This window comes from Brevibacterium limosum, assembly GCF_011617705.1.
Taxonomy (GTDB): domain Bacteria; phylum Actinomycetota; class Actinomycetes; order Actinomycetales; family Brevibacteriaceae; genus Brevibacterium; species Brevibacterium limosum.
Map to the genome: position 1 here is coordinate 1898073 of NZ_CP050154.1, position 21057 is coordinate 1919129.

Annotated in this window: 19 protein-coding genes and 1 pseudogene; all 20 read left to right on the forward strand. The window is 66.6% G+C overall.

Annotated features, from left to right (window positions below; all coding sequences use genetic code 11):
• The first annotated feature begins 12 nt into the window (after positions 1-12).
• The 20 genes and pseudogenes from aspS to carA all read left to right on the forward strand — a co-directional run bounded on the left by aspS (position 13) and on the right by carA (position 21050).
• Positions 13-1797: an aspartate--tRNA ligase gene (gene aspS, locus GUY37_RS08425; RefSeq protein ID WP_166824430.1), complete on the forward strand. Its 1785-nt coding sequence runs from the start codon at positions 13-15 to the stop codon at positions 1795-1797.
• Positions 1797-3275: a replication-associated recombination protein A gene (locus GUY37_RS08430; protein WP_166824433.1), complete on the forward strand. Its 1479-nt coding sequence runs from the start codon at positions 1797-1799 to the stop codon at positions 3273-3275. The genes aspS and GUY37_RS08430 overlap by 1 nt, the downstream gene beginning before the upstream one ends.
• Positions 3276-3341: 66 nt before the next feature.
• Positions 3342-3998 (forward strand): annotated as a pseudogene (locus GUY37_RS19340) (cation:proton antiporter domain-containing protein); the annotation flags it as partial.
• Complete coding sequence (locus tag GUY37_RS19345; RefSeq protein WP_323127534.1) at positions 3989-4933, forward strand: cation:proton antiporter; 945 nt, start codon at positions 3989-3991, stop codon at positions 4931-4933. The pseudogene GUY37_RS19340 and the gene GUY37_RS19345, both read left to right, overlap by 10 nt.
• 303 nt (positions 4934-5236) lie before the next feature.
• Complete coding sequence (gene rpsD, locus GUY37_RS08440; protein ID WP_407645400.1) at positions 5237-5878, forward strand: 30S ribosomal protein S4; 642 nt, start codon at positions 5237-5239, stop codon at positions 5876-5878.
• A gap of 443 nt (positions 5879-6321) precedes the next feature.
• The gene (gene alaS / locus GUY37_RS08445) at positions 6322-8976 is read left to right on the forward strand and encodes an alanine--tRNA ligase (RefSeq protein ID WP_166824455.1); all 2655 of its coding nucleotides are present in this window, start codon (positions 6322-6324) and stop codon (positions 8974-8976) included.
• Complete coding sequence (gene ruvX, locus GUY37_RS08450; protein ID WP_166824458.1) at positions 8973-9449, forward strand: Holliday junction resolvase RuvX; 477 nt, start codon at positions 8973-8975, stop codon at positions 9447-9449. The genes alaS and ruvX overlap by 4 nt, the downstream gene beginning before the upstream one ends.
• Positions 9446-10582, forward strand: coding sequence for an endolytic transglycosylase MltG (gene mltG, locus GUY37_RS08455; protein WP_152346321.1), 1137 nt, complete (start codon positions 9446-9448; stop codon positions 10580-10582). Before ruvX ends, mltG begins: the two co-directional genes overlap by 4 nt.
• Positions 10583-10585: 3 nt before the next feature.
• Positions 10586-11488 carry a shikimate dehydrogenase family protein gene (locus tag GUY37_RS08460; RefSeq protein WP_166824461.1) on the forward strand — a complete coding sequence of 301 codons (903 nt, stop codon included), beginning with the start codon at positions 10586-10588 and terminating at the stop codon, positions 11486-11488.
• A 25-nt stretch (positions 11489-11513) separates the two neighbouring features.
• Positions 11514-12212 carry an A24 family peptidase gene (locus GUY37_RS08465; protein ID WP_166824464.1) on the forward strand — a complete coding sequence of 233 codons (699 nt, stop codon included), beginning with the start codon at positions 11514-11516 and terminating at the stop codon, positions 12210-12212.
• A 10-nt stretch (positions 12213-12222) separates the two neighbouring features.
• Complete coding sequence (gene aroC / locus GUY37_RS08470) at positions 12223-13422, forward strand: chorismate synthase (RefSeq protein ID WP_166824467.1); 1200 nt, start codon at positions 12223-12225, stop codon at positions 13420-13422.
• On the forward strand, positions 13419-14057 hold the full coding sequence (locus GUY37_RS08475; RefSeq protein ID WP_166824470.1) for a shikimate kinase: 639 nt from the start codon (positions 13419-13421) through the stop codon (positions 14055-14057). The genes aroC and GUY37_RS08475 overlap by 4 nt, the downstream gene beginning before the upstream one ends.
• A 171-nt stretch (positions 14058-14228) precedes the next feature.
• Positions 14229-15350 carry a 3-dehydroquinate synthase gene (gene aroB / locus GUY37_RS08480; RefSeq protein ID WP_166824473.1) on the forward strand — a complete coding sequence of 374 codons (1122 nt, stop codon included), beginning with the start codon at positions 14229-14231 and terminating at the stop codon, positions 15348-15350.
• Positions 15351-15497: 147 nt separating this feature from the next.
• Positions 15498-16058, forward strand: coding sequence for an elongation factor P (gene efp / locus GUY37_RS08485; protein WP_152346327.1), 561 nt, complete (start codon positions 15498-15500; stop codon positions 16056-16058).
• On the forward strand, positions 16059-16469 hold the full coding sequence (gene nusB / locus GUY37_RS08490; RefSeq protein WP_152346328.1) for a transcription antitermination factor NusB: 411 nt from the start codon (positions 16059-16061) through the stop codon (positions 16467-16469).
• A 110-nt stretch (positions 16470-16579) separates the two neighbouring features.
• On the forward strand, positions 16580-17131 hold the full coding sequence (gene pyrR, locus GUY37_RS08495) for a bifunctional pyr operon transcriptional regulator/uracil phosphoribosyltransferase PyrR (RefSeq protein ID WP_166824476.1): 552 nt from the start codon (positions 16580-16582) through the stop codon (positions 17129-17131).
• A complete protein-coding gene (locus GUY37_RS08500; RefSeq protein WP_166824479.1) occupies positions 17128-18108 on the forward strand; it encodes an aspartate carbamoyltransferase catalytic subunit in 981 nt (326 codons plus the stop codon). Before pyrR ends, GUY37_RS08500 begins: the two co-directional genes overlap by 4 nt.
• Complete coding sequence (locus tag GUY37_RS08505) at positions 18101-19414, forward strand: dihydroorotase (protein ID WP_166824482.1); 1314 nt, start codon at positions 18101-18103, stop codon at positions 19412-19414. Before GUY37_RS08500 ends, GUY37_RS08505 begins: the two co-directional genes overlap by 8 nt.
• On the forward strand, positions 19399-19893 hold the full coding sequence (locus tag GUY37_RS08510; RefSeq protein ID WP_166824485.1) for a PH-like domain-containing protein: 495 nt from the start codon (positions 19399-19401) through the stop codon (positions 19891-19893). The genes GUY37_RS08505 and GUY37_RS08510 overlap by 16 nt, the downstream gene beginning before the upstream one ends.
• Positions 19890-21050, forward strand: coding sequence for a glutamine-hydrolyzing carbamoyl-phosphate synthase small subunit (carA, locus tag GUY37_RS08515; RefSeq protein ID WP_166824504.1), 1161 nt, complete (start codon positions 19890-19892; stop codon positions 21048-21050). The genes GUY37_RS08510 and carA overlap by 4 nt, the downstream gene beginning before the upstream one ends.
• Positions 21051-21057 lie beyond the last annotated feature (7 nt).

The following is a 21057-nucleotide window of genomic DNA, read 5'->3' on the forward strand; positions in this document are numbered from 1 at the left end:
AAGGAGCCCTAGGTGCTGCGAAGCCACGAAGCCGGAAGCCTGCGAGCCGCGAACGCAGGAGAAACCGTCACCCTCACCGGGTGGGTCGATCGTCGTCGCGATCACGGAGGTGTGGCCTTCATCGATCTGCGCGACGCTTCGGGAATCGTGCAGGTCGTCGTCCGCGAGGACGACGCCCACCAGCTGCGCAACGAGACCGTCGTCAAGGCCACCGGCACCGTGTCGGTCCGCCCCGAGGGCAACACGAACCCGAACCTGCCGACCGGTGAGATCGAGATCATCGACACCAGCGTCGAAGTGCTCTCGCAGGCGGCTGCGCTGCCGTTCCAGGTCTCCGACCACGCCGAGGACTCCGGTGCCGTGGGTGAGGAGACCCGTCTGCGCTACCGGTACCTCGATCTGCGCCGCTCCGGCCCGGCGAAGACCATCCGCCTGCGCTCCGACGTCAACAAGGCGGCACGGTCGGTCCTCGATGCCCACAGCTTCGTCGAGGTCGAGACCCCGACCCTGACGAAGTCCACTCCGGAAGGCGCCCGCGACTTCCTCGTGCCCGCCCGCCTCAAGCCCGGCTCCTGGTACGCCCTGCCGCAGTCGCCGCAGCTGTTCAAACAGCTGCTGCAGGTCGCCGGCATGGAACGGTACTACCAGATCGCCCGCTGCTACCGCGACGAGGACTTCCGCGCCGACCGTCAGCCCGAGTTCACCCAGCTCGACATCGAAGCCTCCTTCGTCGAGCAGGAGGACATCATCGCTCTGGCCGAAGAGATCCTCACCGCACTGTGGAAGCTCATCGGCTACGACATCACCACGCCGATCCCGCACATCACCTACCACGAGGCGATGGAGAAGTACGGTTCGGACAAGCCGGACCTGCGCTTCGGCCTCGAGCTGCACAACCTCACCGAATTCTTCAAGGACACCCCGTTCCGCGTCTTCCAGTCGCCGTACGTCGGTTCCGTCGTCTACCCCGGCGGCGGATCGCTGCCGCGCCGTCAGCTCGACGGCTGGCAGGACTGGGCCAAGCAGCGCGGCGCCAAGGGACTGGCCTACGTGCTCGTGGCAGAAGACGGCACGCTGTCCGGCCCCGTGGCCAAGAACATCTCCGAGGAGGAGAAGACCGGACTCGTCGCCGCCGCCGGAGCGAGCCCGGGCGATGCCATCTTCTTCGCCGCCGGTGAGGCGAACTCCTCCCGCGCCCTGCTCGGCGCCGCACGCAACGAGATCGCTGCCCGCACCGGTCTGATCAAGGACGGCGACTGGGCCTTCGTGTGGGTCGTCGACGCGCCCCTGTTCGAATCGGCTGCCGACGCTCAGGCCGCCGGAGACGTCGCCGTCGGCGGTGGTCAGTGGACGGCCGTCCACCACGCCTTCACCGCACCGAAGCCCGAATTCCTCGACACTCTCGAAGAGGACCCGGGCGCGGCACTGGCCTACGCCTACGACATCGTGTGCAACGGCAACGAGATCGGCGGCGGCTCCATCCGCATCCACCGCAAGGACGTGCAGGAACGCGTGTTCGAGATCATGGGCATCTCCGAAGAGGAAGCCCAGGAGAAGTTCGGCTTCCTCCTCGAAGCCTTCAAATTCGGTGCACCCCCGCACGGCGGCATCGCCTTCGGCTGGGACCGCATCGTGTCCCTGCTGGCCGGGGTCGACTCGATCCGTGAGGTCATCGCCTTCCCGAAGTCCGGCGGCGGATTCGACCCGCTGACGCAGGCACCGGCCCCGATCACCGACGCCCAGCGCGCCGAGGCCGGAGTCGACTTCGCACCGGAAGACGACGACGCCGAGGCCTGATGAGCCAGGAACCGAATCTGTTCTCCGCCGGCCCGGACCAGGAACCTCCTGGTCCGGGCTTCGCCGGTTCCTCCGGAGCCTCCTCGGGGCGGGCCCTGGACCCGCTCGCGGTGCGGATGCGCCCGCGGACATTGGACGAGGTCGTCGGCCAGGAGCACCTGACCTTCCCCGGATCCCCGCTCAACCAGCTCGTCGAAGCCAGCGGGGGAGACCGGGCGGGGGCCTCCTCGGTGATCCTGTGGGGCCCACCCGGAGTCGGGAAGACGACTCTGGCCCATGTCATCTCCCACGCCCCGGGCCGCACCTTCGTCGAGCTCTCCGCGATCACCGCGGGAGTCAAGGACGTGCGTCAGGTGATCGAGAACGCCCGCCGTGAACGGGAGATGTACTCACGCACGACAGTGCTCTTCCTCGACGAGATCCACCGCTTCTCCAAAGCCCAGCAGGACGCCCTGCTGCCGGCAGTGGAGAACCGACTCGTCGTGCTCGTGGCCGCCACCACGGAGAACCCGTCGTTCTCCGTCATCTCACCGCTGCTGTCGCGGTCGCTCATGCTCACTCTGCGACCGCTCGACGACGAAGCCGTCGGCAAGCTGCTCGACCGCGCCGTCGACTCCGACCGCGGTTTGGCCGGGCAGTTCACCCTCACCGAGGAGGCCCGGAACTTCATCGTCCGCATCGCCGGAGCCGACGCCCGCCGGTCACTGACGGTCCTCGAAGCCGCCGCCGGCATCGCCGCCGCCCAGGCCGATGCCGCTCAGCTCGCCGAGGATGCCAGCGAGGACACTCTGTCCGACGACAGCCACGGTGAAGGGGATGACGACGGAGACGGCAAGACCGGTCCGATCCTCATCACCGAATCCGCCTGCGCCGAGGCGAGCAGTGAGACCGTTCTGCGCTACGACAAGAACGGCGACCAGCACTACGACGTGGTCTCCGCGTTCATCAAGTCCATCCGCGGCTCAGACGTCGACGCGGCATTGCACTATCTGGCGCGGATGATCGTCGCCGGTGAAGACCCTCGCTTCATCGCTCGACGAGTCGTCATCTCCGCCGCCGAAGACATCGGCATGGCCGACCCGCAGGCGCTGCCCATTGCCGTGGCCGCCTCGACGGCAGTGCAGAACATCGGCATGCCCGAAGGACGGATCCCGTTGGCCGAGGCGGTCACATACCTCGCCCTGGCACCGAAGTCGAACGCCAGCTACCGGGCCCTGGACGCCGCGATCGCCGATGTGAAGAACGGACTCGCCGGACAGGTGCCGATGCATCTGCGCGACGCCCACTACCCGGGTGCGAAGGAACTCGGCCACGGTGAGGGCTACAAGTACTCGCACGACTTTCCGCACGGAGTCGCCGATCAGGAATACCTGCCCGAGACTCTGCGCGGAAAGCGCTACTACACTCCGACGACGAACGGGATGGAACGGTCCATGGCCGAGAGGTTGGAGAACCTCAGGCGTCTGCTCCGCCCCTGATAGCTTTGTAGTGAGACGCGGTGACGGGCTGGGCCGTCGCCGACGGCGCCGAGCGAGGAGGACGGCATGGCAGACATCGTCATCACCATCGCTGCCGCGCTGGCGCTGGGACTCATCGCCCATGAGCTGCGCATCCCGCCCCTCGTGGGATTTCTCGCGGCAGGTTTCCTGCTGCACGTCGTCGGCTTCACCGCGTTCGCAGGACTGCAGCAGGTATCGGACATCGGCGTCGTCCTGCTCCTCTTCACCATCGGATTGAAGTTCGACCTGCGCTCCCTCCTCCAACCCGAAGCACACGGCACGGCGGCCCTGCACATGATCACGGTGGTCCTCCTCGGCGCCGGGACGATCGGCGCAGCAGCCGCCATCGGCATCGTCAGCGTCAGCGGGGGAGCGGGCACCTTGGCACTTCTCGGCTTCGCCCTTTCGTTCTCCTCCACGGTGCTCGTGGTCAAGGTGCTCGAGGACCGCTCCGACGACGGGTCCTATTACGGTCAGATCGCCATCGCGATCCTCGTCCTCCAGGACCTCGCAGCGGTCGCCTTCATCACGATCGCCGGCGAAGAGCCGCCGAGCCTGTGGGCGTTCGCTCTCGTCCTGCTCATTCCCGCCGTGTGGGTGCTGCGACGGATCCTCGACCGCGTCGGACGTGGTGAGCTGCTCGTCCTCTTCGGCGTCGTGATGGCGTTGGGCCCGGGCTATGTCGCCTTCGAATCCGTCGGCATCCACGGCGACCTCGGTGCCTTGGTGCTCGGACTGCTCTTCTCCAACCACCCGCGGGCCGTAGAGATGTCGAAGTCTCCCTCTTCAGCGTCAAGGAGCTCTTCCTCGTCGGATTCTTCGTCGTCATCGGACTCCAGGCGGTTCCCACCTGGTCGGATCTGTTCATGGCGCTGCTGCTGTGCGTCATCCTGCTGCCATTCAACTTCGCGAGCTTCTATCTCATGGGCCGCCTCTTCGGGCTGCGCAACCGCACCAGCGTGCGCACCAGCCTGGCCCTGAGCAACTTCTCCGAATTCGCCCTCATCGTCGTCGCGGTCGGCGTCGACAACGGACTCTTCGAGGACAATTGGCTGACCGTCATCGCACTCGCCGTGGCCCTGGGCATGATCGGCTCCTCCCTGGCCAATGCCTACAGTCTCCAGATCGTGGCGAGACTCGACGCGATCCTGCCGGACGAGAACGAGGACCGGCTGCGGGCCAACGACCGACCGCTGGACACCGGAGATGCGGAAGTCGTCGTCCTCGGCATGGGGCGCATCGGCCGAGGCGCCTACGAGCGTTTCGTCGAACGCGGAGACCGCAGCGTCATCGGCCTCGACAACGACCTCAACGTCATCGAATCCCTGCGCGCCGACGACTTCACGGTGCTCGAAGGCGATGCCACCGACCACGAGTTCTGGCACCGCCTCGTCGTCGGCGGCAGTGCCCACACCGTCGTGCTGGCCATGGCGCTGCATGATTCGAACACCTTCGCCCTCGAACAGCTGCGCATCGCCGGCTTCCCGGGAACCATCGCCGCCGTCGTCCAGCGTCCCGACCAGGCCGAGCATTTCGCCCATGCCGGAGTCCACGCGGTGATCAACATCTACAGCGGTTCCGGAGCGGCCGTGGCCGACGCCGCCATCGACAGCCATGAAGACGACTGTCGGCAGTGAGAAGAGAAGTCGGTCGAATCGAATCGGCTGCTCGAGCCGATGGTACGGTCGAGCAGGTCGAGCCGACGGTACGGTCCGGCAGATCAGGTCGACGGCCCAGTCGCGAAGATCACAGCCGCGAGTCCGCCGATCGGCTTTGCGGCGGTCCGCCTGCACCCGCTAAGATAGACAGCTGTTGTGCCTGCACCCTAAAGGCGGTCGGTGCGAGCGGATCTCGACGCTCAACCCCTCTTTCCCATCCGGGGAAACAACAGTCGCGTTCGGGGCGAGAACCTCATGGGCCCTTCGTGACAGAACTCATTGATGAAAGGTAATACAGTGCCAGCACCAGCACGTAATCGCCGGATGACGCGCCTCTCGCGCGCCCTCGGCATTGCTCTGACACCCAAGGCCGAGAAGTACTTCGAGCGTCGACCGTACCCTCCAGGCGAGCACGGTCGCGCCCGCCGTCGCAACGACAGCGACTACTCGGTCCGCCTCAAGGAGAAGCAGCGTCTGCGGGCGCAGTACGGCATCCGCGAGGCACAGATGCTCAAGACCTACAAGGAAGCCAGCCGTCTGCCCGGTCTGACCGGTGAGACCATGGTCGAGCTCCTCGAATCGCGTCTCGACGCGCTCGTCCTGCGTGCCGGCTTCGCCCGCACCATGGCCCAGGCTCGTCAGTTCGTCGTCCATCGTCACATCACGGTCGACGGACAGCGCGTGGACCGGCCCTCCTTCCGCGTGAAGGAAGGCCAGACCATCCAGGTGCACGAGCGTTCGGCTTCGATGGATCCGTTCCAGGTCGCCGCCGCCGGTGGTCACAAGGACGTCCTGCCCGCCACGCCGGGTTACCTCAACGTGAACCTCGAGGGCCTGCAGGCGACCCTGCTGCGCACCCCGAAGCGCGAAGAGGTGCCGATCACCTGTGACGTTCAGCTCGTCGTCGAGTTCTACTCGCGCTGATCGGCTGACTACAGCGCACCGCGCCACCACGACTGCCCGGGACCACAGGTTCCGGGCAGTCGTGCATTCACCCTGGCGAGTGTGCATTCGCTTTGGGCACTCGTGCAGCCACCTCCAGCACGCCGACGGCGCATCGCACCAGCCTCGGCGAAGGCTGTGTTGTCACATCCTCCTCTGAAATCACCACTTTCCTCCCTGAGCATTTCAGAGAAAGGTGTACCGAACCGCCGGACAGGACCGGGAATGACTTGCCGACACGGGAGCGGTCTGCCGCGAGGCGCAAGCGCGGCGTAGGCCGGCACCGGCCCCGGCACGCCGCGCCACATCGCATATTGCGACGGAGCCATTAAACTGGTCTCTGTTGAGTGCAGGTGCGCACGAGTGAGTGTCGTGCCGGGCGCAACAGTCACGCGACTCACAGGCAATATCTGAAAGGCCCAGGATTGAAGACGGCAGAGATCAAGCAACGCTGGTTGGACTACTTCGAAGCGAACGGGCACATCGTGGTCCCCTCGGCGTCGGTGATCAGCTCCGATCCGTCCATCCTGTTCAACATCGCGGGAATGGTGCAGTTCATTCCCTACCTCACCGGCCGTGAACCGGCACCGTTCAACCGTGCCACCAGCGTGCAGAAGTGCGTGCGCACCGGAGACATCGAAGAGGTCGGCAAGACGACCCGCCACGGCACGTTCTTCCAGATGAACGGCAATTTCTCCTTCGGCGACTACTTCAAGCGCGACGCCATCAAATTCGCTTGGGGACTGCTGACGAACCCCGTCGCCGAGGGCGGACTGGGCTTCGACCCGGAACTGCTGTGGGCGACGGTGCACGAGGACGATGCCGAGACCATCGACATGTGGCTCGACGAGACGTCCGTGCCCCGTGAGCGCATCCAGCTGCGCGACAACGAAGACAACTTCTGGCACACCGGCCAGCCCGGACCGGGAGGCTACTGCTCCGAGATCTACTACGACCGCGGCCCCGCCTACGGCGTTGAGGGCGGACCGGTGGCCGACGAAGACCGGTATATCGAGATCTGGAACCTTGTGTTCATGGAGTTCGAACTCTCCGAGGTCCGCTCGAAGGTCGATTTCGACATCGCCGGCGACCTGCCCGCGAAGAACATCGATACCGGTATGGGGCTCGAACGTGTCGCCTTCCTGCTCCAGGGCGTGGAGAACATGTACGAGATCGACGAGGTCTACCCCGTCATCGAAGCCGCCAGCCGCTTGGCCGGTCGGACCTACGGCGAGGACGAGCACACCGACGTGCAGCTGCGCGTCGTCGCCGACCACGTCCGTTCGGCCCTGATCATCATCGGTGACGGAGTCCGCCCCGGCAACGAGGGCCGCGGATACATCCTCCGCCGACTGCTCCGCCGTGCTGTGCGTGCCATGCGTCTGCTCGGAGTCAGGGACGAAGTCCTGACCGAGCTGCTGCCCGTATCCATGCACGCCATGAAGCTGTCCTACCCCGAGCTCGAAACCGACTTCGACAGGATCTCCCGGGTGGCCTTCGCCGAGGAGAAGGCGTTCCTGCGCACCCTCGAATCCGGCACCCAACTGTTCGCCAACGCCGCACAGTCACTGAGCGGTGGAGACACGACCATCAGCGGAGACATCGCCTTCGCCCTCCACGACACCCACGGATTCCCCATCGACCTCACCCTCGAAATGGCCTCCGAGGCCGGGCTGAACGTCGACGAGGCCGGATTCCGTGACCTCATGAGTGAGCAGCGCACGCGCGCCAAGGCCGATGCCAAGGCGAAGAAGGGCGGCGGTCACACCGACCTCTCCGCCTATTCGGCGCTGCTCGACGACGGCGCCAGCGAATTCGTCGGCTACGACCGGCTCGAAGCCGATTCCAGGATTCGGGGAATCGTCACGGACGGTGTCGCAACCGAGGTGCTCACCACCGGTCAGAGCGGGGACGTCGTCCTCGACCTGACGCCGTTCTACGCCGAGTCCGGCGGCCAGCGCGCCGATATCGGACTCATCTCCGGTCATGGCTTCACCGCCCGGGTCACCGACGTGCAGAACCCGGTCAAGGGTCTGCCCGCCCACCGCGTCGAAGTCATCGACGGAGAGCTCCACGTCGGTGACGAAGTCCTCGCCGCCGTCGATCACGACCACCGGTTCCAGGGCGCCCAGGCCCATACCGCCACCCACCTCGTCCACGCGGCGCTGCGGGAGATCCTCGGCAGCCACGCCGTGCAGGCCGGGTCGCTCAACCAGCCCGGATACATGCGCTTCGACTACTCGTTCCCCGAAGCCCCGAGCACCCAGATGCGGGCCGAGATCGAAGAGGTCGCGAACCTCGCGGTGCGCTCGAACTACGAAGTCGGCACCGAATACATGTCCTTCGACGACGCGAAGAAGTCCGGTGCCATGGCCCTCTTCGGGGAGAAGTACCCGAACGTCGTGCGCGTCGTCGACATCGGCGGCCCCTTCTCCCGCGAACTCTGCGGCGGCACCCACGTCGGAGCCTCTGCCGAAGTCGGACCGATTTCAGTGCTCTCCGAAGCCTCCGTCGGCTCCGGAGTCCGCCGCATCGAGGCCGCCGTCGGCATGGACGCCTTCCGTTCCCTGGCCACCGAGCGGACCATCGTGTCCTCGCTCTCCGAGATGCTCAAGGTCCCCGGAACCGATGTCACCTCACGAGTCTCCGACCTGATGAGCAGGCTCAAGGACGCGGAGAAGGAGATCGCCCGACTGAACGCCCAGCAGCTGCTGGCCTCGGCCGGGAGGTTCCTCGACGAGGCACAGACCGTGGGCCAGACCCTGTTCGTGCAGGCCGAACTCGGCGACATCGCCAACGCCGGAGACATCCGCACACTGGTGACCGACCTGCGCAACCGGGTTTCGGACCGTCAGGCCGTGATCTTCGGCATCGGTGTCAGCAACGGCAAACCCGTCGTCGTCATCGCCACCACCGAGGCGGCCCGGGCCGCCGGTCTGCAGGCCGGCAGGCTCGTGTCGCTGGCCTGCGGCGAACTCGGCGGCGGAGGCGGCGGCAAGCCCGACCTCGCGCAGGGCGGAGGCAGCAACCCCGGCGCCATCCCGTCCGCCATCGCGGCGGTCAAGGCAGCCATCCAGTGAGTTTCCGCCGAGGTCGCCGGCTGGGTCTCGACATCGGTTCCGTGCGGATCGGTGTCGCCTCCAGCGATCCCGACGGGATTCTGGCCACCCCGCTCACCGTCGTCCGGCGCAGAGACGAACCGGCGGCGCTGGGACAGCTGCGCGACATCGTCGACGAGTACGAACCCATCGAGCTCCTGGTGGGGGACCCGAAGTCGCTCGACGGGGCCGCCCGGGCCGCAGCCGCCTCGGCGCTGGAGTTCGCCCGCCGGATCGCCGCGGCCACCGGCACATCGGTCCGGCTCGTCGACGAACGATTCACCACGGTCGAAGCCCACCAGGCTCTCGCCGCAGCCGGAAAGTCATCGCGCCAGCGACGCGAGATCGTCGATGCCCAAGCCGCCGTGATCATCCTTCAGAACGCCCTCGAGTACGAACACAACACCGGTGTTCCCGCCGGTCGTGAGATGCCCGACGAGGAGAGCGACGTATGAGCCCCATCACCGAAGAGTTCTCGTCCGACGAAGGACTGACCCGGGCGGAGATCCGTGCGAAGAAGCGGCGCAGGATGATGCGCCGGCGACGGACGACGACGATCGTCATCATCTGCGTCCTCGTCTTCGGCATCGGCGGATTCTTCGGCGTGCGCGCCGCCGGGGGCGTCTTCGACGACCTGTTCGGACCCAAAGGCGACTATGAGGGTCAGGGCACGAACGAGGTCTCGATCGAAATCGCTCCCGGCTCCTCGGCCCGCACTGTGGCCAACCAGCTCGTCGAAGCCGGAGTGATCATGAATTCCGAGCCCTTCCTCGACGAGATCGAAAGCCGTGACGCGACCATCCAAGCCGGAACGTGGACGATGCGGGAGAAGATGAGCTCGAAGGCCGCGGTCGAAGCGCTCATCAACCCCATCGCCCCGCCGAAGATCACAGTCGCCGAAGGCAAGCAGGTCGAAGAGATCAAGGCGATCATGATCGAGTCGGGGATGAACGCCGATGAGGTCGACAGAGCCATCGACGACAAGACCCCGAAGGACTACGGACTCGACATCGAGGCCCCGAGCCTCGAAGGCTACCTCTACCCGGCGACGTACGACCTGAACAAGCAGAAGACTGCCGAAGACATCGTCCAGGAGATGGTCGACAAGACCGAGACCGAGCTCGACGAGCTGGGAATCGAGAGCAAGGACGCCAACCGCATCCTCACCCTGGCGAGCCTCGTGGAGAAGGAGTCCCCGGGAGACCCCGAGGTGCGGTCGAAGGTGGCCCGGTCTTTCCTCAACCGCATCTCCGATGAGTCGCGGACCGGGGGACTGCTCCAATCGGATGCGACAGTGGCTTATATCCACGGAGCCCGCTCCGACCTGACGACGACGAAGAAGGAACGCCAGTCGGACTCGCCGTACAACACGTACAAGAAGAAGGGTCTGCCTCCCGGACCGATCAATTCGCCGAGCCGAGGCGCTGTCGAGGCAGCGCTCGAACCCGCCGACGGCGATTGGCAGTTCTTCGTCGCGACGAACCCAGACACGGGGGAGACGAAGTTCGCCGACACCTACGAGGACCACAAGAAGAACGTCGAGATCTACCGCAAGTGGCTGCGTGAGCACAGCAAGGACGACGGATAGCCAGTGAGGATTCTCGCCGCGGTGCTCGGCTCGCCCATCGCACACTCGAAGTCCCCGCTGCTCCATCGGGCTGCCTTCACGGCCCTCGGCATGGAATCCAGCGAGTACTCCCGGTTCGAGCTCGGAGCCGATGAGCTCGAGGGATTCCTCGACTCCCATCCCGACCACACCGGGTTCTCGCTGACGATGCCGTTGAAGGACCGGCTCGTCTCTCTCGCCGCCGAACGCGGGTGGAGGGTCGACGAGACGGCCGCACTGACGGCAGCCGGCAATACCCTGGTCCGCCGCGGCGGTCGGGTGCAGGTGGCGAATACCGACGTCGAAGGCATCGTGCGTGTGATCTCTGCGCGCGCGGATGCGGAAGTCGAAGGTGCGGGAGACGGTCGGGCGACGATCCTCGGGGCCGGAGCCACGGCCGCCTCGGCGCTCGTGGCCTGCCGCGATCTCGGGATCACCCATGTGGACCTGCGCGTCCGCAACCCCGACCGCGCCCGCCGGGTCCTCGACCTGGCCGAGCGGATCGGACTGACCGCCTCGGTGGGGGATCTGACCCGGATCGGCCCGTCGGCGATCGTCATCTCGACCCTCCCCGCCGAGGCGGCCCCCGACCCGGTCTGGGACGATTCCCGCACGAGGGGCGGCATCGCCCTCGACGTCGCCTACGCCGGTGATTCGACCTTCCTCACCGGGGCCGCCGCCCACGGTCTGCGACCTGTCGCCGGAACCGCCATGCTCGTCGAACAGGCCGTCGCCCAGTTCGAGATGTTCCTCGGTGCGGCACAGTCGGCAGCGGGAGACGCCGGGAACGGATCCGCGATCGACATCCGGGATCCGGGACTGCGGGAACGCATCACCCGCGCCATGTACTCGGCCCTCGACGATCACGCTCCTTCGGCCCAAGGCTGAGACGGTCACAGTGGTGGAGACCGGGGTGATGCATGGGATGGTCATCGGCGTGTCCGTACTCATCGCTGTGGTCGTCGGCCTGGTGCTGGCGCGGACTCTGCGCACCTGGATCGCCGATGACGCTCACGCCGCCGTTCTCGAGGGCTCCCGCGGGAACGTCGGACTCGTCATCGTCGGAACCCTCATCGCGGCGATCGGCAGCCTCGCGCTGCCCGTCGGTGAGGCGCTGAAGACTCCGGCCGACCACATCGGCGCAGCACTTCTGCTGGGCGCCGTCGCCGGGAGCACTCCGTTCCTCGTCCGCGCCGACGTCCTGGTCCGGCGACTGCCCGATCGGATCGTCTGGCCTCTCATCGGCATCGGTCTCGTCACCGCTGTCGTCGCCTCGGTTCTGGGCGGTTCGAGCGTCTGGTTCCTCGTCCTCTTCGCCGGGGTCACCGCCGCACTCCTCTTCGCCGGTCTGCACCTGCTGGGACGGGCCATGAACGCACGGACCATGGGGCTCGGCGATGTCAAACTCGCCTTCGTCGTGTTCTCCACCGCCACCCTCTTCGATCCTTTCGCACCGGCCCTCGTCCTCGTGGCCATGATGTTCATCAGCGGGATCTGGGCGCTCATCGGCGCGATCCGGGCCGGTCGGGTGCGCGGGGTGACCATCGCCTTCGGACCCGCGATGCTATCCGGCATGTGGCTCGGGTGCCTGTTCGCACCGATCCTTTTGTAGAATCGGTGGAATGTTGAGATGGCTGACTGCAGGCGAATCCCACGGCGAAGCGCTGACCGGGATCATTGAAGGGCTTCCCGCCCATGTACCGATCACCAGGGACGATATTCGTGCGAGCCTGGCTCGCCGCCGACTCGGCTATGGTCGCGGCGCACGAATGAAGTTCGAAGCCGACGATGTGCGCCTCCTCGGCGGCGTCCGACACGGGGAGACCTTGGGCTCACCCGTGGCGATCGAGGTCGGCAACACCGAATGGCCGAAATGGGAATCCGTGATGAGCTCGGACCCCGTCGACGCGTCCGAACTCGAAGGACTCGCGCGCAACGCCCCACTGACCCGTCCGCGCCCGGGCCATGCCGATATCGTCGGCATGCAGAAGTACGGCTTCGACGAAGCCCGCCCCGTGCTCGAACGGGCCTCGGCCCGGGAGACCGCGATGCGCGTGGCACTGGGCACGGTGGCCGCGAAGTTCCTCGGCGAGCTGGGCATCACCCTCGTCTCCCACACCGTCGCCATCGGCGGCGCCGAACATGCCGCAGATGCGCTGCCCGAACTGCCGACCGCAGCCGATGTCGACGCTCTGGACGCCGATCCGGTCCGCTGCTTCGACGCCGAACTCTCGGCGGCGATGGTGACCGAGATCGACGCGGCGAAGAAGTCCGGGGACACCCTCGGCGGAGTCGTCGAAGTCCTCGCCTACGATCTGCCTCCGGGACTCGGCTCCCATGTCCATTGGGACCGTCGTCTCGACTCCCGCCTGGCCGGTGCCCTCATGGGCATCCAGGCGATCAAAGGAGTCGAGGTCGGGGACGGGTTCCTCACCACGAAGCGTCCCGGCTCGAAAGCCCATGACGAACTCGCCGTCGGCGAGGACGGTCTCCGCCGCACGAGCAACCGCGCCGGCGGCACCGAGGGCGGAATGTCCACGGGCGGTCCGCTGCGTGTGCGGGCGGGAATGAAGCCGATCGCCACCGTCCCGCGCGCCCTGTCCACCGTCGACGTCGAAACCGGTGAAGCCGCGAAGGCGAACCACCAGCGCTCCGACGTCTGCGCGGTGCCCGCCTCCGGAGTCGTCGCCGAAGCCATGGTGGCTCTCGTGCTCGCCGAGGCGGTCGTCGAGAAGTTCGGCGGAGACTCCGTCGCCGAGACGAAGCGGAACCTGGACGCCTACGTCGCGGCCATTCCGGAGAACCTCCGTATCGGGCGATGAACCACACCCCGCTGCCCAAACCGGTTCCACCCCTGGAACCGGTCCCCGCCGCGCTGTCGCGCATCGTGCTCTCCGGCCCGCCGGCGGCAGGGAAGTCGACGATCGGTCGGCTGCTCGCCGATCGCCTCGGCCTGCCGCTGACGGACACGGACGCGAATATCGTCGACAAGTACGGGGTCATCTCGGAGATCTTCGTCGAACGCGGCGAAGACCACTTCCGGCGCATCGAACGTGAGGTCGTGCGCAGAGCACTGCGTCGTCTGCTCGATCGGCCGGGCATCGTGTCACTGGGCGGAGGGGCGATCCTCAACCCGGGCACGCGGGCACAGCTGAAGCATCCGGCGATCAAGGTCGTGCACATCGATATCGACCTCGACACCGTGGCACAGCGGCTCACCGCCCCGCATCGGCCGCTGCTGCGCGGCGCCGGAAGCCCGGTGGAGAACTGGCTGGCGCTGGTCACCGAACGCGAACCGCTGTACGAACAGGTCGCGACCTTCCGGGTGCAGGCCTCGAACTCACCGCCGTCGACGGTCGTCAACCGCGTCGTCGACGTGCTCACCGGTCTGCAGCGGGCCGAGGAGTATGCGAAGTACGCCAGCCCGGACGAGGACGGACTCCGACCCGAGAACTGAGCTCAGACCCGGCGGTGAGACGGTTCCGACCAAACCGGTCAGGCGTTTCGCCGCCGGGTGCCTGTGAGGGCTAGGCTGGGTCCGGCCGGCGGATTCGGTTCCTCGACCCCGTGCACCCACCGGCCGACAAGCGCTTGAGAGAAGACGATGAACGATCAGGAAGACGGACGAATGAGCCTCACACGCATCAATGTGGACGCCGGCGGGAACTACCCCGTCCTCGTCGGCCAGGGCCTGCTCGGCGAACTGCCGGAGCTGCTCGGAAACCGCGTCGAGAAGGTGCTCGTCATCCACCCCCGCGCCCTGCGCACCACCGGCGAGACCGTCCGCGACGACCTCTCCGCAGCCGGCCTCGAGGCCGTGGCCGCGGAGATTCCCGACGCGGAAGAGGCCAAGCACGTCCAGGTCGCGGCCTTCTGCTGGCAGGTCCTCGGCCAATCCGACTTCACCCGCAGCGATGCCATCGTCACCGTCGGCGGGGGAGCCGTGAGCGACCTCGGCGGGTTCGTCGCCGCCACCTGGCTGCGCGGACTCAAGGTCATCCACATCCCCACCACCGTCCTCGGAATGGTCGACGCCTCCATCGGCGGCAAGACCGGAATCAACACCGCCGAAGGCAAGAACCTCGTCGGTTCCTTCCACGCTCCCGCCGGAGTCCTCGTCGACCTCGACACGCTGGGAACTCTGCCGGAGAACGAACTGTTCACCGGACTCGCCGAGGTGGTCAAGACCGGATTCATCGCCGACCCCGCGATCCTCGATCTCGTATCGAACCATTCGAAGGACGAGATCGCCGATGTGCACGGTCCCGTTCTGCGCGAACTCATCGAACGCTCCATCCGGGTCAAGGCCGATGTCGTCTCCAGCGACTTCAAGGAATCCGGACGCCGGGAGATCCTCAACTACGGACACACGCTCGGCCATGCGATCGAACACAAGGAGCGCTACCAATGGCGCCACGGCGCCGCCGTATCCGTGGGCATGGTCTTCGCCGCCGAGGTGGCCTCGATGATCAAGAGCCTGCCCTACGAAGTCGTCGACCTCCACCGTGAGCTGCTCGGCAAGCTCGGACTGCCCGTCGGCTACCGCTCCGATGTGTGGCCCCAGCTGCTGGACACGATGAAGAGGGACAAGAAGGCCCGCGGAGCGATGCTGCGGATGGTGCTGCTGGGCGGTATCGGTGAACCCAGCACGGTCGAGATCCCCGACGCCTCGATCCTCTTCACCGCCTACCAGGAGATCGGCGAGGATTCGCCGACGGTTCCCCTCGGCATCGGCCTCGGGCTCAACTGACCTCGCCGGGATGGAAGGCTCCCGCTGAGCTTGCTAGACTTGCCCAGTGGCGCGTTCGTCGACCCCGCACCCCGGGGCGATCAGGCGCGTCTTGCCGACTGCGATCACCGTTCGGTGATCAGGACTGAACCGAAGAAGGACGAATTAGTGGCGACAACGAACGACCTGAAGAACGGCCTTGTGCTCAACCTCGACAACCAGCTGTGGCAGGTGCTGGAGTTCCAGCACGTCAAGCCCGGCAAGGGGCCGGCGTTCGTTCGCACCAAGCTCAAGAGCGTGACGAGCGGCAAGATCATCGACAGGACCTTCAATGCCGGCACCAAGGTCGAGACCGCGAACGTCGACCGCCGCGATATGCAGTACCTCTACCATGACGGCACCGATTACGTGTTCATGGATTCCGAGGACTACGATCAGGTCAACATCTCCGCAGAGCTCGTCGGCGATGCCGCGAACTATATGCTCGAGAACCAGCAGCTGCAGATCTCCTTCCACGAAGGCACCCCGCTGTCGGTGGAGCTGCCGCCCTCGGTGGAGCTGACCATCACCCACACGGAACCCGGACTCCAGGGCGACCGTTCGACCGGCGGTTCGAAGCCGGCGACCCTCGAGACCGGCTACGAGATCCAGGTGCCCCTGTTCCTCGAAGAAGGCGTGAAGGTCAAGGTCGACACCCGCAGCGGCGACTACCTCGGACGCGTCAAGTAAGTGGCATCGGCACGTACTCGAGCCCGCCGCAGGGCTCTTGAGCTGCTCTTCGAAGCCGGGCAGCGTCGGATGGCCATGGACGAACTCGTCACCATGCGATCGAACGATCCCGACTACCCGATGAAGGAATACGCGGTCGAGATCGTCAGGGGCATCACCGAGAAGCAGGCGGAGATCGACGAGATCATCTCCACCTACGCGCAAGGCTGGACCCTGGACCGCATGCCGGCCGTCGACCGGTCGCTGCTGGAGATCGGAACCTGGGAGATGCTGTTCAACGACGAGGTCCCCGACAAGGTGGCCATCGACGAAGCAGTGTCTCTGGCCAGGCAGTTCTCCACAGATGACTCACCGGGCTTCGTCTCGGGGCTGCTCTCGCGCATCCTCGACGTCAAACCGACACTCATCTGAGTCGGCGGGTCCGCACTCCGGACCCGACCGCCGGTGGGCGTCCCACCGGGTCTACAATCGAATCGAACCACTCCTTTAACCACCGTCCAGAGAGGCGGAGAAGGGGAAATATGACACAGCGAACAGTGCTGGACGCCCCCGATATCTCGCGGGCGATCACCCGCATCGCTCACGAGATCATCGAATCCAATAAGGGCAGCGACGATCTCGTCCTCCTCGGCATCCCGCGCCGCGGAGTACCGCTGGCCCACCGGCTCGCCGAGGCGATCGCCTCGATCTCCGGGCCGCCCGCGACCGCAGCAGAACTGGCCGGCAGCCTCGACATCACGATGTACCGCGACGATCTGCGCGGCGGCTCGTACCGGGCACCGGAACCCACATCCATCCCGACCGCGGGCATCGATGCGAAGACCGTCGTCCTCGTCGACGATGTGCTCTTCTCCGGACGCACCATCCGCGCCGGTCTCGATGCTCTCGCCGATGTCGGCCGTCCCGCCAAGGTCCGCCTCGCCGTCCTCGTCGACCGCGGGCACCGGGACCTGCCCATCCGCGCCGACCATGTGGGCAAGAACCTGCCGACGTCGAGCAGCGAACGCGTCAACGTCTCCCTGACCGAAATCGACGGAGACGATGCCGTGACCATCTCGGGGGGCCGCGGATGAAGCATCTGCTCGACACCGCCTCACTCAGCCGCGAGGACGCCATCGCCATCCTCGACATCGCCGAGGAGATGACTCTCGTCTCCGAACGCGAAGTCAAGAAGCTGCCCGTGCTGCGCGGACGCACCGTGGTCAACCTGTTCTTCGAGGACTCCACCCGCACACGACTGTCCTTCGAGGCCGCGGCCAAACGGCTGTCGGCGGACGTGCTCAACTTCTCCGCCCAAGGCTCGTCCGTGTCGAAGGGCGAGAGCCTCCAGGACACCATCCAGACGGTCTCGGCCATGGGCGCCGATGCCATCGTCGTCCGCCACTCCGGGGCCGGCACCGCTCATCGCCTCGCCCACACCGGGTGGATCGACGTCCCCGTCGTCAACGCCGGCGACGGCACCCACGAGCACCCCACCCAAGCCCTGCTCGACGCGTTCACCCTGCGCCGGGCACTGGCCGGAGTCCCCGCCTCGGGACCGGTGACCGGAGGACCGCGCGGTCAGGGACTCGACGGCGCGAAGGTCGCGATCGTCGGAGACGTCCTGCACTCCCGGGTGGCACGATCGAACGTACACCTGCTCGCCCGCCTCGGTGCAGACGTCCACCTCATCGCCCCACCCACCCTGCTGCCCTGGGGAGTGGAGGACTGGCCGGTGACCGTTCACTTCGACTTCGATTCGGCACTGAGCTCCGAGGACTTCGCGGCAGTGATGATGCTGCGGGTCCAGCACGAGCGGATGCACGAATCCTTCTTCCCCAACGAACGCGAGTACGCCCGTCTGTGGGGACTGAGCGCGGCCCGACTGGCCACCCTGCCCGAGTCGACCTTCATCATGCACCCGGGCCCCATGAACCGCGGTTTCGAAATCTCCGCTGCCGCAGCGGACTCACCCCGCGCCCTCGTCCTCGACCAAGTCGAGAACGGAGTGAGCGTGCGCATGGCGGTCCTCTACCGTCTGCTGACCGGTCAGGAGGAGACCAATGACTGATTACCTCATCCGCGGTGCCGATGTGCTCGGACGCGGCGTCGCCGATGTCGCGATTAGCGACGGACGCATCGTCGACCCCGAACTCCTGGGCTCAGGCGACTGCGAGACCGTCGATGCCGCAGGCCTCGTGGCCCTGCCGGGACTCGTCGACATGCACACCCACCTGCGCGAACCGGGCAAGGAAGATGCCGAGACCGTCCTCACCGGATCCCGGTCGGCGGCGTCGGGCGGATTCACCTGCGTCCACGCCATGGCCAACACCGCGCCCGTGGCCGACACCGCCGGAGTCGTCGAACAGGTGCACCGCCTCGGTCGCGCCGCCGGATTCACCGAAGTCGTGCCCGTCGGTGCCGTGACCACCGGGCTCGAAGGCCGGCAGCTGGCCGAACTGGGTGCCATGGCACGTTCGGGTGCCCGCGTGCGGATGTTCTCGGACGACGGCATCTGCGTCTCCGATCCGCTGCTCATGCGCCGCGCCCTCGAATACGTCAAGACCTTCGACGGGATCATCGCCCAGCACGCACAGGAACCGCGTCTGACCGAAGGCGCGCAGATGAACGAGGGAACGGTCTCGGCCGAACTCGGACTGCCCGGCTGGCCCGCCGTCGCCGAGGAGTCGATCATCGCCCGCGATGTGCTCCTGGCCGAACACGTCGGGTCCCGACTGCACATCTGCCATGTCTCCACGGCCGGCAGCGTCGACCTGATCCGCTGGGCCAAGGCCCGGGGGATCGCCGTGACCGCCGAGGTGACTCCGCACCACCTCATGCTCACCGACGAACTCGTGCGCACCTTCGACCCTGTGTTCAAGGTCAATCCTCCGCTGCGCACAGATCGGGACGTGCAGGCGCTCCGGGCTGCCCTGGCCGACGGCACGATCGACGTCGTCGGCACCGACCACGCCCCACACACCTCCGAACACAAATGCAGCGAGTGGACCGCCGCAGCCATGGGCATGGTCGGTATGGAATCCGCCCTGTCCATCGTCGTCGCCGCCATGGCCGACCACGACTTCGACTTCGGCGATGTGGCCCGTGTGATGTCCGCGGCCCCGGCCCGCATCACCGGAGCCTCCGGGCACGGCAGCCTCGAGATCGGGGCGAGCGCGAACATCGTCCTCGTCGACCCGGCCGCACCGCACCGCATCGAACCCGCCGACCACGCCACGAAGGGACGCAACAATCCCTTCGCCGGCATCGCCGTGACCGCACAGGTCACCGACACCTTCTTCTACGGCCACCGGGTACTGGCCGCAGGGGCTCTCACCACACCCCACCCGGCAGGAGCAACATGGACCGAACAGTAGGCACACTCATCGTCGCCGCAGTCATCCTCCTCGTGATCGTCGCGATCGCATGGGGATGGAGCCGACGCAAACGGGCCCAGGCGCAAGTCGTGATTCCGCCGAAGCCCCATCTGGGGATCAAGCCCGTGGCCGATCCCGTCGAAGGCTCCTATGTGTCGACGACGAAGGCCGGTCATCCGCTCGAACGCGTCGCCGTCCACGGTCTGGGCATCCGCACCACCGGGGAACTCGTCGTCACCGACGGGGGAGTGATCATGGACCTGGCCGGCCGCGAAGACTTCCTCATCCCGCGCCGCGACATCGTCTCCGTGGACACCACGAACGGGATGATCGGCAAATTCGTCGAACGCGGAGGCATCATCCGCATCACCTGGCACCTCGGCGACACCCTCGTCGACACGGGCTTCCGCGCCCGCTACGCCGCGTCCACCACCCCCACCGTCGACCGCATCCGCGACATGATCGAAGAGGCACAATGAGCTTTTCCACCACCCCCGCCGTCCTCGTCCTCGAAGACGGCCGGACTTTCCACGGATCCGCCTACGGACACCTCGGCGAGACCACCGGTGAGGCCGTGTTCGTCACCGCCATGTCCGGCTACCAGGAGACGCTGACCGACCCGTCCTACCACCGGCAGATCGTCATCCAGGCCGCTCCGCACATCGGCAATACCGGCGTCAACCGCACCGACGACGAATCCGCCCGGATCTGGGCTGCCGGCTACGTCGTCCGTGACGCCTCCCGGATCTCCTCGAACTGGCGATCCGAAGGCGACCTCGTCGACTGGCTGACCGAGTCCGGGATCGTCGGCATCTCCGATGTCGACACCCGGGCCCTGACCCGACACCTGCGCGACAAGGGCGCCATGCGAGTGGGCATCTTCTCCGGCCCCGCCGCAGCGGCGTCCGAGTCCGAACTCCTCGCCCGGGTGCGGGCCTCCCCGCAGATGGCCGGAGCCAACCTCGTCGATGAAGTCTCGGTCACCGAACCCACGTTCTTCCCCGCCCGCGGGGAGAAGAGATTCAGCGTCGCCGCCGTCGACCTCGGCATCAAATCGATGACCCCGGAAAGACTGACCGAACGCGGAATCGACGTCCACCTGCTGCCGTCGACGATCAGCATCGAAGAGATCCGTGCCCTGGGCGTCGACGGAGTCTTCTTCTCCAACGGCCCCGGCGATCCCGCCGCCGCAGACGACCAGGTCGAACTGCTGCGTGCCGTGCTCGACTCGGGCCTCCCGTTCTTCGGCATCTGCTTCGGCAACCAGCTGCTCGGTCGCGCCTTGGGCTTCGGCACCTATAAGCTGCCGTTCGGCCACCGCGGCATCAACGTGCCCGTGATGGATCGGACCACCGGCAAGGTCGAGATCACCTCGCAGAACCACGGCTTCGCCGTCGACGCACCTCTCGAGGGAGAGACCATCGCCCCGCACAAGGCCGACTACGGCCGGGTCACCGTCTCCCATGTGTGCCTCAACGACGATGTCGTCGAGGGACTCGCCTGCCTCGACATCCCCGCCTTCTCCGTCCAATTCCACCCCGAGGCTGCGGCCGGCCCGCACGATTCGAGCTACCTGTTCGATCGCTTCGTCGACCTCATGTCCGCTTCCCAGGCCGATTCGGCTGCCCAGGCCTAAGGAGAAC

Bases quoted from the DNA above. Each gene is read 5' to 3' on its own strand.
- GUY37_RS08430 (WP_166824433.1), top strand. From the start codon at position 1,797: ATGAGCCAGGAACCGAATCTGTTCTCCGCCGGCCCGGACCAGGAACCT.
- rpsD (WP_407645400.1), top strand. From the start codon at position 5,237: ATGAAAGGTAATACAGTGCCAGCACCAGCACGTAATCGCCGGATGACG.
- mltG (WP_152346321.1), top strand. From the start codon at position 9,446: ATGAGCCCCATCACCGAAGAGTTCTCGTCCGACGAAGGACTGACCCGG.
- aroC (WP_166824467.1), top strand. From the start codon at position 12,223: ATGTTGAGATGGCTGACTGCAGGCGAATCCCACGGCGAAGCGCTGACC.
- GUY37_RS08475 (WP_166824470.1), top strand. From the start codon at position 13,419: ATGAACCACACCCCGCTGCCCAAACCGGTTCCACCCCTGGAACCGGTC.
- aroB (WP_166824473.1), top strand. From the start codon at position 14,229: ATGAGCCTCACACGCATCAATGTGGACGCCGGCGGGAACTACCCCGTC.
- pyrR (WP_166824476.1), top strand. From the start codon at position 16,580: ATGACACAGCGAACAGTGCTGGACGCCCCCGATATCTCGCGGGCGATC.
- GUY37_RS08500 (WP_166824479.1), top strand. From the start codon at position 17,128: ATGAAGCATCTGCTCGACACCGCCTCACTCAGCCGCGAGGACGCCATC.
- GUY37_RS08505 (WP_166824482.1), top strand. From the start codon at position 18,101: ATGACTGATTACCTCATCCGCGGTGCCGATGTGCTCGGACGCGGCGTC.
- GUY37_RS08510 (WP_166824485.1), top strand. From the start codon at position 19,399: ATGGACCGAACAGTAGGCACACTCATCGTCGCCGCAGTCATCCTCCTC.
- carA (WP_166824504.1), top strand. From the start codon at position 19,890: ATGAGCTTTTCCACCACCCCCGCCGTCCTCGTCCTCGAAGACGGCCGG.